This is a genomic window from Sulfurimonas sediminis (assembly GCF_014905115.1).
GTDB classification, from domain to species: Bacteria; Campylobacterota; Campylobacteria; order Campylobacterales; family Sulfurimonadaceae; genus Sulfurimonas; species Sulfurimonas sediminis.
Genome location: NZ_CP041235.1, coordinates 137,004 through 150,986 on the forward strand (window position 1 = coordinate 137,004; position 13,983 = coordinate 150,986).

Below are 13,983 nucleotides of genomic sequence, written 5' to 3' on the forward strand. Positions count from 1 at the left end.
AATGAGCAAGAAGCTAAAAACAGGATACACAACAGGCACACATGCTACAGCTGTTTTTTTAGCCGCTTTGTATGAATATTTTGAGGCTGTTATATTGGAAAAGTTACAGGTAGTCTTGCCACAAAAACAAGAAGCTCTTATAGAAGTAAAAAGAGAAGGACCTTTGCATTTTAACACGATTAAGGGTGATAATGATGATATAGATGTGACTAAAGGTTGTGAGATTACATGTAAAGTGTTAAAAGATTGTCCTACCGAGCTAAAAGCGCAGGAACCGACACTTCTTCAAATAAACAGAACAAAAGTTTACATCTATGCAGGAGAGGGCATAGGTGTTGTGACAAAAAAAGGGCTCAAAATCACTCCTACACATCCTGCTATTAATCCAACACCTTTATCTATGATGATGCAAAATGCTCAAAATATTGTGGGAGAATCCGTCGAAGTTTTTCATGCGCTTTTTAGCGTTAAAGATGGCGAGAAGATAGCCAAAGAGACGGCAAATGCAAAAGTCGGTGTGATTGGCGGCATCTCGATTTTGGGCACAAGAGGCATTGTCAAACCGGTTTCTGCTTCTGCATACATTGACTCTGTAGCCGCGGAGATAGCAGTTGCGGTAGCAGAGTCAAAAGAGAAGATTATTTTTACACTTGGTAACACGGCACACGATTATGCAAAAAAACATTATAATGAGAGTTCTATTATAGAGATAGGTAATTTTGTTTATGATGCTGCAAAACAACTCCAACAACAGTGCGTAAAAAAAGTGGTGTTTATCACGAGTGTTGCAAAGATGTGTAAAGTGGCACAGGGATTTAAAAACACACATAATAAATATGGCAGCATTGATTTTGATGAAGTGAAGTTGTGGCTCAAATTAGAGCTTGGTTTTGACTTGGGAGATGAAGAGTTTGTAACCTTAAAAGGAGTTTTACAAACATTGCCAGATGGATATAAAGAGCCGTTTGTAAAACTTTTAGGGTATAAATCTGCTACAAAACTCAAAGAGTGGTTTTGCGAACTTGGCTTACATGTAAATGAAGTAGAAACAATTACCCTGCCAAATGAGATAAAGGAAAAAATACAATGGTAACAATAGCAGGTTCAGGAATGGGTGCGTATAACTTTGACAATGTTGATGTTGATTTTTCAAAATTTAAGATGATATTTTGCGATCAAAACTACGAAACATCACTACAAAATGTTACAAAGGGGAGTTTTAAAGTTGTAAAAGAGGCAATTTTGCAAAATCTTGATAAAGAGATTCTTTATGTGGTTAGTGGCTCACCTACCTTTTTCTCAGGAGCTATTTTAATTATAAATGCACTTAAAAAACAAAATATCGCCTTTAAAATTATAGATAACACATCAAGTTTAAATTATATGTTAGCCCATGAGGGTGTAAGCCTTGTTAAAACGGGTATAACGACTTTACACGGAAAAAGCTTTGTAGATTTGGAAAACTTTTTGACAAAAGAGTATACCTTTGTTGTTTGTGATGATGCTACACCTCGTATATTAGCAGATGCTACACAGTTTTTGGATGAAGAAGATATGAGTATTACTTTGGGAGAGCGATTTGGCTATGATGATGAGCGTTTTAGCACAACAACTCTCAAAAAAATGATACAAAGTCCACCAAAAATGCCATACTCTTTACTGATAAAGCGAAACTACAAACCTTTAGAAAACATCTCAAGTGAAGAAAGCATAGAGCATGAAAACGGGATGATTACCAAAAGCTATAAGCGGCACATCTCTTTACAAAACCTTGAACTCCAGCCAAATATGCTTTTGTGGGATATTGGTGCAGGTTCTGGTTCTGTGAGTATAGACGGCTACAAACGCTACAAGGTAAAAACTATCCTTTTTGAAAAAAATCCAAAACGCTCGGCGATGATAAAAAATTCATTAAAAAAGCATAAAATACTTGATACAAAACTTTACGAGGGTGAAGCGAGTGAAGATTATAAAAAAGAACCAAGTACCCCAGAGAGAATTTTTGTTGGTGGCGGTGGAGAGAAGGTAATAGCCGAGCTTGATTATCTCTATGAGCGTTTAGCAGAGGGTGGCATAATGGTAGCTAACTTTGTAACACTCACAAACCTAACACAGGCTATAACAGTTTTAAAAGAGGGAGAGATTGCTTTTGATGTAAAATCCATCTCTTTGACAACATATAAGATGAAACTTTTAATGCCGGAACCTGAGCGTGTTATGCACCAGATTATTATAAAAAAGGCAAAAAATGATTAAATTTGTAGGAGCAGGTCCGGGAGATGCCGAACTTATAACAGTAAAAGGTATGAAAGCTTTGCAAGAGGCTGAAGTAGTGCTTTATACCGGTTCTTTAGTACCGCGTGAACTCCTTGACTGGTGCCAAGAAGGCACGATTATAGAAAACTCGGCAGATATGAGTTATGAAGATATTTTTAGTTTTATCAAAAAATATGCCGATAAAAATTTTGTTCGACTTCATACAGGAGATAGCTCTATCTACTCAACCATTGCCAAACAGATAGAGTTTTTAAAAAATGAGAAGTTAGACTTTGAGGTTATTCCTGGAGTAACAGCAGCCTTTGGTGCAGCGGCATCAGCAGGTATTGAATATACTATTCCCGGAGTATCTCAAACGCTAATCATTTCTAGGGTTGAGGGGCGTACACCAAATCCGGAGAGTTTAGAACAGCTTCTCTTAAACAAACACTCTTCTTTTGCTTTTTATCTCTCTATCACTTTGATACAAAAGCTCAAAGAGACGGCACTAAAGCTTGGATATGCAAAGGAGACACCGTGTTGGGTTGTCGAAAAAGCCACTTGGGCAGATGAGAAAATTTATAGAGGGAACATTGCGACCATACAAGAGCAGGTCTTACATGTAAAAGGTGTCGCACTCATTATGTTTGGGGAATTTTTACATCAAAAGCCAAGCCAAGAGTCCCATTTGTATGCAAAAAAATATAAACAAGAGAGTCAAAGGAGATCAAAATCATTATGAAAATAGCAATAGCAACCATTAATAACCCTTCATTAGAAGCGGCAAAAAAACTTTTACCTTATTTGAGTGAACATGAGTGTCATGTTTTTAACAAAGCCGAAGAGGGAGGAAACTTTCATAAATTTAATAAAGTCGATGATATTATGCCTACAGCTTGGGCGGAGTTTGATGCCATCATCTTTTTAATGGCAACGGGAGCGGTCATCCGAAAAATCGCCCCACACTTAAAAGACAAAGCAACTGACCCTGCTGTACTCATAATGACACTTAATTTACAAAGAGTTATTCCTCTGCTTTCAGGGCATTTAGGCGGAGCAAATGAACTTGCTAATGAGCTATGTGAGAAGATAGAAGGGTGCGTGAACTTTGTAACTACGGCAAGTGATCAGATAAAGGTTCTTGCCTTTGATATGTTTGCAAAAAAATATGGGTTTAGCATCAGCAATTTGAAGTCTTTGGCTGAGGTTTCTAATGCAATTATCAACAAAAAGCAGGTGCAGGTTGTCACTTACCCTTGTATGATAGAAGCAGTCAAAGCATTTGAGGGTTACAAAGAGGAAAATTTTCTTTTTTTCATGCCTGATGATTTAGAGAATTTGGACGAGAGTGTACCAACAGTTTACATCACTCCGCAAAAATTACAAAACACTGCTTTGCAGATTCATCCTCAAAAAGTTGTTGTAGGTTTGGGCATGAACAGAGGCACAAGTGCCGATGAGATAGCCAAAGCGGTAACGCGATTTTGCTTTGAACATGGAGTAGAAAAAGAGCAAATTGTAAAATTTGCCAGTTTTAGTGCAAAAGCAGATGAAGCAGGTTTATTGGAGTATGCTGCACTGCAAAACAAAGAGCTGGAATTTTTCAGTGAGGATGCTATCAATGCTCTGAGTCAAGAGTTTAGCCCCTCGCAGGCAACAAAGTTTTTCAACATCAAAGGCGTAGCAGAACCGGCTTCTTTGTTGGCGAGTGAGCAGAAAACACTTTTTTTAAGTAAAAGAATTTACGGTGCGGTTACAGTTGCCGCTTCATTTTAAAAAGAGGAGAAAATTTATGGGAAAACTAACTTTAGTATCCACTGGTGCAGGAGGGGATAGATACCTCACGCAAGAGGCAATCAATGTGATTCAAGAGGCAGATTTAATCGTAGCGTATACAAAATATGCCAAAGATTTACCTGAGTTAGTAGCAGACAAAGAGGTCTTTACAACACCGATGACAAAAGAGATAGAGCGCGTACAGTATGCTATAGATGAGGCAAAAAAAGGCAGAACAGTAGCACTGCTCTCAAACGGTGATGCAAATGTCTATGCTATGGGCTCTTTGGTGGTTGAACTTATAGATACGCTTGATTTGTGGGAGAGTATAGAGTATTCGGCTCTGCCGGGAATTAGTTCTGTTTTAGCGCTTGCGAGTGAAGTGGGTGCACCTATTAGTCAAGATTTTTGTCTTATATCACTTTCTGACAGATTAACAGATGCTGAGTTGATTCAAAAACGATTGCGTTTGGCATTGGAGGGAGATTTCATCATCTCAATTTACAACCCAAAAAGCAGAAGCAGACTTGAGCCGTATCGTGGTATGCTTGAGCAGTTGAAAAATATTGATTCCTCTCGTCCTGTAGTGGTCGCAAGAGATCTGGGGCGCGAGAATCAGATGATAAAAATTATTACAGCAAAAGAGCTCATAGATGCAGGCGTGGAAAACGAAGAGGTCAATATGTCCACAACCCTACTTATAGGAAACTCTACAACAAAACTCACAAGTGATGGGAGAGTTTTAACGCCTAGAGGCTATTTGAACAAGTACGACTTAAGCGGTGCGCAAAAGGGTGAATGGAAAAAGATCAACTAACGTCTTGCAAAGTTGATAAATAGGGTCATATATTTTTTGACTTTAGCAATCTTTGAAGATGTGATTTTCGCATCTTCAAGATACATATTTTCAAAAGTATAAAAATCACCTTCTCCTAAAACTTCTGTATCCATTCCGATTTTTGGACGCATTAAAATTTCTGTAGTTTTGACTTTACCTCTTGGATTTATAGGTTTTATGGTGAGCTCTTCATCACCTAAGCAAAGGGCTTTTTGAACTTCGGCAGAAGCCGCACTAAATGAGGTTACTCCTGGAATAACTTCACAGCTTTCATAAATTTTTTTGTTTTTTTTCTTGATGATGTCAAGCAGATAGTAAATGCTAGAGTAGATAGCGGCATCGCCCAGAGTGACAAAACAGATTTTTTCATATTTTTGCAGTGTCTCTAAAATTATGTCAGCTTCATGTACCCAGTCTTCATAGATAAAGTGCATCGGTGAATAGACGGGGATAATAGGTTTAGTTACATGTAACAGTTTCAAAGCATTAGAAACGATTTTATAACTGATAGATTTAGTGAAGCTGTTGTCTTGGCTCTTTGTAGGTACACAGATAGCATCACACTCTTTAAAAGCATTGAGTGCTTTAAGGGTTAAAAGCTCAACATCTCCCGGACCCAAAGAGACCATAGTAAGTTTTTGATTCATTATTTTCTTTTTGCGAAATTATAACTAACTTCTTCTAAAGTGTGCTTTTTATGAATGGTTTGTATGTTAGAATTAAGCTATGAAACTTTCACATTTAAAACAAATTACTGATTATTTACAAAATTTTAAAAAAATCTCTGCTGCATTTCGGGTGAGTGACAGCATCATTAAAATTGTTTTTGACAAAAATGATGCCCTCTATTTTAATATGCAACGCTCAAATTCAAGCATTTTTAAGTGTGAAGAGTATCCGCGTTCCAAGGTCTACAATGCCCCCTTTGATGTTATTTTGGCCAAGCGTTTCAACCGTGCAAACGTCTTACATGTAATGCTGCTTAACAATGACAAAATTATTCGCATCAAAACCTCTCTGGCTTCTGCTTATAAAGAAGAGATTACCTACCTGCAGATAGAGTTTACAGGCAAATATACCAATGTGATTATTTTGGATGAGGATAATGTTGTGCTTGAAGCACTGCGTCATGTTGATCTGTTTTCCTCTTTTAGAGAAGTACGGGTTGGCCAAAAACTGCTCGATGTCCCGCCTGCGCCTTTTGTGGCAAAAGAGTACCCGCTTGAGGATGTGGAGCAGTTTTTGTACGGAGTCTATGAAAAAGAGCAAAATGCAAAACTTGATAACCTCAAAAAGCAAAAAATTTCCCAGCTTGAGAAAAAACTGCAAAAACTGCAAAAACTTTATGAAAAACTTGATTCACAGGGGAGTCTGGAAAAAGAGGCAGAGGAAAACGGACATTTGGGGAATTTGGTACTCTCAAATGTGCAAAATATCAAACCCTATGCAAGAGAAATAGAACTGGAAGATTATGATGGTTCAAAAGTGCACATAGCATTACAAAAACGCTATCCCACGCCTTTTATGATAAGTGAAATGTTCTTTTCCAAAAGTAAAAAAGCAAAACAGCGTGCCAAACATCTGCATATAGAAGAGGAGTCGCTGCGTTCTAAAATAGAACATCTCAAACGCTTTATACATGTAATCAAAGAGGCAAAAGATGTGGCAAAAATAGAGATGCTTTTGCCCAAAAAAGTGCAAAACAAAAAAGTCAGGCAAAATGACTCCATAGAAGTGTTTTGGATAGAAGGCTATAAGGTGCAGCTTGGCAAAAACGAAAAAGGCAATGTGGAACTGCTTAAAAATGCACGCGCAAAAGATATCTGGCTCCACATGAAAGACCGCCCCTCCGCCCATGTCATCATCACCACCGACAAGCAAAATCTCCCGCAAAACATCATTTTGGCAGCGGCAAGACTCTGTGTGGAATTCAGTACCACTTCAAAAGACCGCTTTTTGGTCGATTATACTCCAAGACGAGAAGTCACCATCCAAAACGGAGCAAATGTGTTGTATAATAAGTACAAGACAATAGAGGTAGATACAAGAGCCTAGCAACAGTCGGCACTGAAGTACCGATTTCGGAAAGTTTTGGAACCCATCCTTTAGGGTGGGCTGAGAATAGTGAAGAAGTAACAACAGTCGATATGAAAGTACCGGTTTTGTGAACCAAAAGCAAGGAGGAGCGTATGAGTGTCGGAGCTATCGGAAATGTAGTCCTGGTAAACCAAATGACACCTGCCGTCACACCTTTGCAGGGCAATCAATATGTCCGTTTTGATTTGCAAAATCTTGCCGCACAGGCTGCTGTGCAGGAGAAAGAAAAAGAGATAGAAGAGGTCCGTCCTACCGAAGAGAGTCATGCCATAGATCCTGATCGTGAACACCAAAGAGAAGAAGCAGATCAGGAAACAAACAATCTGCCAAAAAATCAGGGGCATGAAATTGTTGAAGAAGAGAGTGATGAAGAGCCGGACGAACCACTGCACCTATTAGATATTAAAGTCTGATTTGATATAATATTTTATTCAAAAATTTACAGGAATTTTTTATGAGCATATTGCGAGACTCTCGAGAGAGAATAGTGACAGGATTGGCACTTTTGGCCGTTGTGCTGATTGTCGGACTGATAGACAACTTTTTTGTTATGTGGCTGTTTTTAGGCGCTGTCTATTTGCTGGCATTTAAAGAGGCTGTTGTTCTTTTTGGTGTAGAAAAAGACAATCTTCTGCCTTTTGCCGCACTTTTATGGCTTATAGCCGCTTTTTATCCTTACGGGGATGATTTGTTTGTGCTTGCAGGTGTCGGCTATGCCTCTGCCGTGGCGTATGACAAAAACCTGAAATGGGTTGATTTCTTACCGTTTATCTATCCGACGGCAGGACTTCTTTTTATTTTAACCATGTATGAAGAGTATGGCATATTGTCACTTGTCTGGCTGCTGGGTGTTGTTGCTCTGACTGATATTGGTGCCTATTTTGTAGGTAAAAGCATAGGAAAAACAAAGTTTTGTGAAACAAGTCCGAACAAAACACTTGAGGGTGTGATAGGCGGGGTAGCTCTTGCAACAGTTGTCGGTGCATTTTTGGGTGTTTTTGCTGTTGACTTCTGGATTGCACTTGTAATCTCTTTTATGGTTGCTCTGAGCTCAATATTTGGCGATTTGTTTGAGTCATCGCTCAAACGCCGTGCCGGGGTAAAAGACAGCGGTGATCTGCTTCCTGGACATGGCGGAATACTGGACAGAATTGACGGCTACCTTTTCGGGGCGATTGTCATGCTTGTACTGCTTCGCGGACTGGTCTAGTTGATACTTTTAGGCTCTACCGGTTCCATCGGTGTCAATGCTTTGCTGGTTGCCAGACGTTTTGGTATAAATGTTGAGGTACTGGCCTGCGGAAAAAACATCCGCCTTCTGAATGAACAGATCAAAGAACACAATCCGAAAATTGTAGTTATCGCAAACGCAGAAGATATTCACAATGTAAATCACAGTAATGTTTATGCAGGCGAAGAAGCTATACTTGATGCCATAGAAACAGCAGATTCAAAACTTGTTGTCAATGCACTGGTGGGTTTTTTAGGACTGCGTCCGACACTCAAAGCCATAGAATGTGATAAAAAAGTAGCCTTGGCAAACAAAGAGTCACTCGTTGCCTGCGGCAGTTTCATTGATACATCAAAAATTCAGCCTATAGACAGTGAGCATTTCGGGTTGTGGTATCTGTTGCAGGAGAGACCGGTAAAAAAAATGACGATTACAGCAAGCGGCGGGGCTTTTCGTGACTGGGATATAGCACGGCTGCATACGGCAACACTCTCAGATACACAAAAGCATCCAAACTGGTCAATGGGGCAAAAAATCACAATAGATTCGGCAACAATGGTCAACAAAATGTTTGAACTCCTCGAAGCCCGCTGGCTCTTTGGCGAGGGAGAATATGATGCCATTATTGAGACACAGTCGTTGATTCACGCGATGATAGACTTCAAAGATGGCTCAACCACAGCACATTTTGCCAATGCGAGTATGCAGTTGCCCATAGCCTATGCCCTGGATGAAAAAATGGATGAGGCGATTTTAGAGCATGTCGATCTTGTGCAAGTGGGCCGTCTGGAGTTTCGTCAAATCAGTCCCCAGCGTTATCCTGTCTGGCAGATGAAAGAAGATCTGCTGAAAAATCCGCAAAGAGGCGTTGTTGTCAATGCGGCAAATGAGGCGGCCATTGAGATGTTTATCGCCAAAAAAATAGGTTTTATGGATATCAGTAAAATTATTATCAATGCGTACGAAAACTTTCATGATATCCGCCCTTTACATGTAAGCGATATATTCCTTATAGATAAAGAAGTACGAAAATTTGTAGGAAAGAACAGATGATTTTAAGTATAGAAAGCTCCTGTGATGACAGTGCAATTGCTGTAACAGAGATAGCAACAAACAGGCTCGTTTTTCATAAAAAAATTTCTCAGGAAATCGAACACAGCGTATATGGCGGTGTCGTTCCGGAACTGGCAGCACGCCTGCATGCAGAAGCATTGCCAAAGATTTTGGAGCAGTGTGAGCCTTATTTTAAAGAGCTAAAGGCTGTTGCGGTGACTGCCAGCCCCGGACTGGCTGTTACACTGATAGAGGGAGTGACCCTTGCAAAAGCGGTGAGTATTGCGCTTGATATTCCGCTTATTGCGGTCAACCATCTTATTGGGCATATCTACTCGCTTTTTATTGAAAAAGAGACCCTTTTTCCTTTGACGGTTCTGCTTGTTTCGGGCGGGCATACGCAAGTGATGGAAGTAAAAAGCCTGAGTGAGATTACAACAGTGGCAAAAAGTATGGATGACAGTTTCGGTGAGAGTTTTGACAAGGTCGCAAAGATGATGAGACTGGGATATCCCGGTGGACCGGCCATAGAAAAGCTTGCAAAAGAGGGTGATAGAAAAAGATACAATTTTACTGTTCCTCTTTTGCGAACGCCGCAGCTGGCTTTTAGCTACTCAGGGCTGAAAAATGCAGTGAGGCTGGCTGTTGAAAAATCAGAACCACAGGATTACAAAGACATTGCAGCCTCTTTTGAACATATAGCAAGCAAACATCTGATTCACAAGCTCAAAAAGTATTTTCAGACAAATCCTCCAAAAAACTTTGCCATAGTCGGAGGGGCAAGTGCAAATTTGTACCTCAGAGGAGAGATTCAAGAATTGCTCAAACCTTATGGCGCAAAACTCCTTTTAAGCGAGTTGCAATACTGTTCGGACAATGCGGCTATGATAGGACGGGTTGCCGTTGATATGTACAAAAAAAACATGTTTACCTCTATGGAAGAAGTACAGGTGGCTCCACGGGTGAAAATGTAGGTTAAAGGCAGCTCCTTTGCCATTAATTAAATTTAACTTAAAGTAGAATTTTTTCATAACAGATAAGTTAATTATTAATCTTTTAAGTGTATACTTCTAAATATAAAATTTAGATACTTGAAAGAGTATCAATCAAAAGGAAATTGAATATGGCAACAACTAAATTCAAAGGTACAGACGTAGAGTTATTAGGAAATGAAGTAAATGTAGGGGACAAAGCTCCTGAAGTTAATGTAGTAAACTCAGAGGGTTTGGGTGATGTAAAAGTTGGTGGTGCTCAAGGTACAAAGCAACTTATTATCGTAGTTCCTTCACTTGATACAGGTGTATGTGCTACAGAAACTCGTAACTTCAATGCAAAAGCTGCAGAACTTGAGGGTGTTAAAACTGTTGTTGTTTCTATGGACCTTCCTTTTGCTGCAGGACGCTTTTGTTCAGCTGAAGGAATCGACAAATTAACTGTTGCTTCAGATTTCAGAAACAAAGACTTCGCTAACGCATACGGTGTGCTTTTAGGTGGTTCTCCACTTGCAGGTGTAACTGCTCGTGCTATCTTCGTAATTGATGAAAACGGAATCGTAACTTACAAAGAAATCGTTCCAGAAATCACTGAAGAGCCTCAGTATGACGCTGCAATAGAAGCTGCTAAAAAATAGTAACTTCTCTCTTGCCGCCATTGGTGGCAAAAAAGCAAAATGAGTAAGTCTTATTTTGTTTCTCCTTCTGTTTGCATTTTGATTTATTCAAAATGCAAACGCTATCTAATCAATAAGTTTTAATACTCCTTCAAGAATCTCTGATATAATAAAGAAAATTATTTAAACGGGGTTAAACATGAAAAAAATCTTATCCGCTATAGCTGTAAGTACAATTTTGAGCGCTTCGCTTTGTGCCGATATGGCAAGAGTTGAAATCGGTGCAGGTGCATGGGCACAAACACCATCGGGGACAGCTGATTATAAGGCTGGCGGCGGCGTAACAGGTACAAATACTTTTGATGAAAAAAAAGATACATCGGCCTACGTATGGATGCTTATAAAACATCCGATTCCGGTTGTTCCGAATATAAGACTTGAGTATGTCAGTATCCATGCAACCGGTACGGCAACAGGTTCATGGGGTGGCGTGGCTATACCGGGGTCATCAAACAGTGTTTTGGATATCAAAGAGTATGATATCATTCCTTACTATAACATACTTGACAATACCTTTTGGACAACTGTTGATCTGGGACTGGATATAAAAGTGATGAACATGGACTACACAGTTGCCAAAAACGGACTATTTCCCGGGTATCAGGATTCTTATACCGCACCGATTCCTCTTCTTTATGCAAGAGTCAGAGTGGAAATTCCAACAACAAACATAGCCCTTGAAAGTGATGCAAAGTATGTGACTACGGGTTCTTCAACTATTTATGACGTGCGTGCAAAAATAGACTATACCTTTGACATTTCATCGATTGTGCAGCCTGCTCTTGAAATAGGCTACAGAACGCAAAAAATAAAGATAGATGAAGACGGCGAAGATGTGAAAACAGATATGGATTTTTCAGGATTTTATGCAGGTTTAATGCTGCGTTTTTAAAAACGCAAGGTCGGCACTGCAGAAAAAAATTTAGTTTTTTTCTAAGTCATGCTTTAGCATAGAAAGTACCGATTCCAAGGAGTTTCGGAACCTGTCAATGCTATTAAGTGAAGCATCTTTTTCGGAACCGGTACTTCAGTGCCGGCTGAATTGCCTGTACATTAAAACAGCACTTTTGTTTCCCTGTCCAAAATAACTATCTCCAACTCCAGTTTTATTCCAAAACTCTCAAAAACTCTTTTCTGTGCCTCGTTTATCAGAAAAACAGCATCTTTAAAACTGCCGTTGCCGTTGTTGACTAAAAAATTCGCATGGACTCTACTGAACTCCATATTGCCGACTTTTTTCCCTTTGAGTCCGACAGCTTCTATCAGTCTGCCGGCATAATCACCTTCGGGGTTTTTAAAGCAGCTGCCTGCACTCGGGGTTGTGGGCTGATTTGCACGCATTTTTTTAAACATAGCTGCTTTTTCCTGACTAAAACCATATGCCAAAGAAAAAGCAGCTTCAAGTATGGGTTCTTTGATATTTGTTCTTCTATACCCAAATTCTATCTCCTTCTTTACATGTAACCCGGATGGGGTGGTAATGCTGACAAGATTGTTAAAAATTTCAAATTCTTTGAGTCCGGCATTCATATAAACGAGACCACCGAGTTTTCCCGGAAGATGGGAAAGAAATTCAAAGTTTGTGATGTTGTGTTTTTTACAAAAAGAGGCAATTTTACCCGAGGGTGTTGCTCCGCCGATTTTTAAAAGACCGTTTTCTATTTTTATATAGTAATATTTTTTATCGAGCATCATCAGTTTTGGTGGATTGGGTCCGATAAGAGTATTGTTGCAGGAGCCTATGAGCGTATAGTCTGCCAAATCGGTAAAATCGTCTTTTAAAAGAGCAACATCAACGATACTCCCTATTTTAAAAGAGGAATATTTTGAAAAATCTATACTTCTAAACTGCATTACTCGACAAAAGTGGGAATCATATTAAATACACCGACAGAAAAGTCTGTCATCTCGTTGAGCATCCAGGGCATTGTAAGGACGATGACAATAACAACACCGATAATTTTAGGAATAAAAGAGAGCGTCATTTCATTGATCTGTGTTGTTGCCTGAAAAATACTGACAGCCAGTCCGAGCAGCATACCTGTAAGGAGTCCTGGAAGTGCGAGATAGAGTGCAATCTGAAATGTCTGTACGCCAAGTGCTACAAGTTTTGCTTCCATTTATGACTCTCTCAGTGCCGTATACTCTGTAGGGATCAGATAGTCTCTGATACTGACGGGTCTGTCGTAAAATCCGTGTTCATAGCCTATTTCAAAGAGTTTGTCGATGGCTTCGTATTGAATATCGCTGAGGGTGATGGAGTCATCATTCGCATAAAGTTCAAGATATTTTTCGAGTGTCTGTGCATCTATGCGGACGAGATCACGCTCTATAAGCATGTTCGAGAGTCTCTCTTTGTGGTCACGGGCAACCTGCACTGCTTTTGTCAGTGTTTTTTCATAATCTATTGCACGATTGAGAGGCAAAGAGCGACGAATAGCCATGCCTCCCAGAGGCAGAGGCAACTCCCTGCCGGCAAGTTCCTGCCAGATATCCCACATCTCACGCTCAACTTCAAGCTCGTTGGCAAAGGTTAATATGCTTTCGTGTATCAGTACTCCGGCATCCACTTTCCCCTCTTTGACGGCATCCTCTATTTCCAGAAAATTCATATAGCTAATGCGTGCCTCAGGGTAGGCGATGCGAAAAAGCATTGCATTGGTTGTATGCTTGCCGCTGAGAGCCACTTTGAAATTTCGTCTGAGTTTTTGTCCTTTTCTTTTAATAAGTTTAGGACCATAACCCTCTCCGAAACTTACAGCGGTTCGAAGCGGAGCATACTCTTCTCTGATATTCGGATAGAGGGCAAAACTGATGGCTACAATATCATACACACCCTTAAGTGCATCCTCATTGAGGGTTTGTATATCTTTTGCAATATTGTCAAAGTGTGTATCTTTCATATCTACCCAGCCGAATTTGATAGCATAGTACATAAAAATATCGTCTGCGTCAGGTGAATGTGCAATAAGAGTTTTTTTCATGGGTTTATTTTATCGAAAAATAGATAAAAAGAACTTTTTGATTTATTTAATCCAAAAAGGAGTATAATAATTTGGAATT

16 protein-coding genes are annotated in these 13,983 nt (G+C 39.6%); 12 read left to right on the plus strand and 4 right to left on the minus strand.

Annotation, left to right across the window (positions count from 1 at the left end):
• Position 1 precedes the first annotated feature (1 nt).
• The 5 genes from cbiD to FJR45_RS00765 are packed head-to-tail and all read left to right on the plus strand — an operon-like array spanning position 2 to position 4,849.
• On the plus strand, positions 2-1,093 hold the full coding sequence (cbiD, locus tag FJR45_RS00745) for a cobalt-precorrin-5B (C(1))-methyltransferase CbiD (protein WP_193150918.1): 1,092 nt from the start codon (positions 2-4) through the stop codon (positions 1,091-1,093).
• Complete coding sequence (cbiT, locus tag FJR45_RS00750) at positions 1,087-2,256, plus strand: precorrin-6Y C5,15-methyltransferase (decarboxylating) subunit CbiT (protein WP_193150919.1); 1,170 nt, start codon at positions 1,087-1,089, stop codon at positions 2,254-2,256. The genes cbiD and cbiT overlap by 7 nt, the downstream gene beginning before the upstream one ends.
• Complete coding sequence (locus tag FJR45_RS00755) at positions 2,249-2,998, plus strand: cobalt-precorrin-4/precorrin-4 C(11)-methyltransferase (RefSeq protein ID WP_193150920.1); 750 nt, start codon at positions 2,249-2,251, stop codon at positions 2,996-2,998. Before cbiT ends, FJR45_RS00755 begins: the two co-directional genes overlap by 8 nt.
• A complete protein-coding gene (locus tag FJR45_RS00760; RefSeq protein WP_226966443.1) occupies positions 2,995-4,032 on the plus strand; it encodes a cobalt-precorrin 5A hydrolase in 1,038 nt (345 codons plus the stop codon). The genes FJR45_RS00755 and FJR45_RS00760 overlap by 4 nt, the downstream gene beginning before the upstream one ends.
• A 16-nt stretch (positions 4,033-4,048) precedes the next feature.
• Positions 4,049-4,849: a precorrin-3B C(17)-methyltransferase gene (locus FJR45_RS00765; protein ID WP_193150921.1), complete on the plus strand. Its 801-nt coding sequence runs from the start codon at positions 4,049-4,051 to the stop codon at positions 4,847-4,849.
• Here the strand turns inward: FJR45_RS00765 and FJR45_RS00770 are convergent.
• Entirely contained in the window at positions 4,846-5,517 is a 672-nt protein-coding gene (locus FJR45_RS00770) for a precorrin-2 C(20)-methyltransferase (protein WP_193150922.1), read from the minus strand. The genes FJR45_RS00765 and FJR45_RS00770 overlap by 4 nt on opposite strands.
• 79 nt (positions 5,518-5,596) lie before the next feature.
• Here FJR45_RS00770 and FJR45_RS00775 point away from each other — a divergent pair, with 79 nt between their 5' ends.
• The 7 genes from FJR45_RS00775 to FJR45_RS00805 all read left to right on the plus strand — a co-directional run bounded on the left by FJR45_RS00775 (position 5,597) and on the right by FJR45_RS00805 (position 11,812).
• Positions 5,597-6,925 (plus strand): NFACT RNA binding domain-containing protein, encoded by a 1,329-nt coding sequence (locus FJR45_RS00775; RefSeq protein WP_193150923.1) that lies wholly within the window; start codon positions 5,597-5,599, stop codon positions 6,923-6,925.
• 134 nt (positions 6,926-7,059) lie between these two features.
• Positions 7,060-7,380, plus strand: coding sequence for a cupredoxin domain-containing protein (locus FJR45_RS00780; RefSeq protein ID WP_193150924.1), 321 nt, complete (start codon positions 7,060-7,062; stop codon positions 7,378-7,380).
• Between the two features lie 41 nt (positions 7,381-7,421).
• Positions 7,422-8,177, plus strand: a complete 756-nt coding sequence (locus FJR45_RS00785) for a phosphatidate cytidylyltransferase (RefSeq protein ID WP_193150925.1) — start codon at positions 7,422-7,424, stop codon at positions 8,175-8,177.
• Positions 8,178-9,251, plus strand: a complete 1,074-nt coding sequence (dxr, locus tag FJR45_RS00790) for a 1-deoxy-D-xylulose-5-phosphate reductoisomerase (RefSeq protein ID WP_193150926.1) — start codon at positions 8,178-8,180, stop codon at positions 9,249-9,251.
• Positions 9,248-10,225, plus strand: a complete 978-nt coding sequence (gene tsaD / locus FJR45_RS00795) for a tRNA (adenosine(37)-N6)-threonylcarbamoyltransferase complex transferase subunit TsaD (protein ID WP_193150927.1) — start codon at positions 9,248-9,250, stop codon at positions 10,223-10,225. The genes dxr and tsaD overlap by 4 nt, the downstream gene beginning before the upstream one ends.
• 149 nt (positions 10,226-10,374) lie before the next feature.
• Complete coding sequence (tpx, locus tag FJR45_RS00800) at positions 10,375-10,881, plus strand: thiol peroxidase (protein WP_193150928.1); 507 nt, start codon at positions 10,375-10,377, stop codon at positions 10,879-10,881.
• Between the two features lie 178 nt (positions 10,882-11,059).
• Positions 11,060-11,812: a TIGR04219 family outer membrane beta-barrel protein gene (locus FJR45_RS00805; protein ID WP_193150929.1), complete on the plus strand. Its 753-nt coding sequence runs from the start codon at positions 11,060-11,062 to the stop codon at positions 11,810-11,812.
• A 161-nt stretch (positions 11,813-11,973) separates the two neighbouring features.
• Here the strand turns inward: FJR45_RS00805 and FJR45_RS00810 are convergent, their stop codons facing one another.
• From FJR45_RS00810 to FJR45_RS00820, 3 genes are read right to left on the minus strand one after another with little or no spacing between them, the layout of a single operon-like run.
• Positions 11,974-12,774 (minus strand): UDP-N-acetylmuramate dehydrogenase, encoded by an 801-nt coding sequence (locus FJR45_RS00810; protein WP_193150930.1) that lies wholly within the window; start codon positions 12,772-12,774, stop codon positions 11,974-11,976.
• The gene (gene fliQ / locus FJR45_RS00815) at positions 12,774-13,040 is read right to left on the minus strand and encodes a flagellar biosynthesis protein FliQ (protein WP_193150931.1); all 267 of its coding nucleotides are present in this window, start codon (positions 13,038-13,040) and stop codon (positions 12,774-12,776) included. The genes FJR45_RS00810 and fliQ overlap by 1 nt, the downstream gene beginning before the upstream one ends.
• Positions 13,041-13,904, minus strand: coding sequence for a menaquinone biosynthesis family protein (locus FJR45_RS00820; RefSeq protein WP_193150932.1), 864 nt, complete (start codon positions 13,902-13,904; stop codon positions 13,041-13,043).
• Positions 13,905-13,983 lie beyond the last annotated feature (79 nt).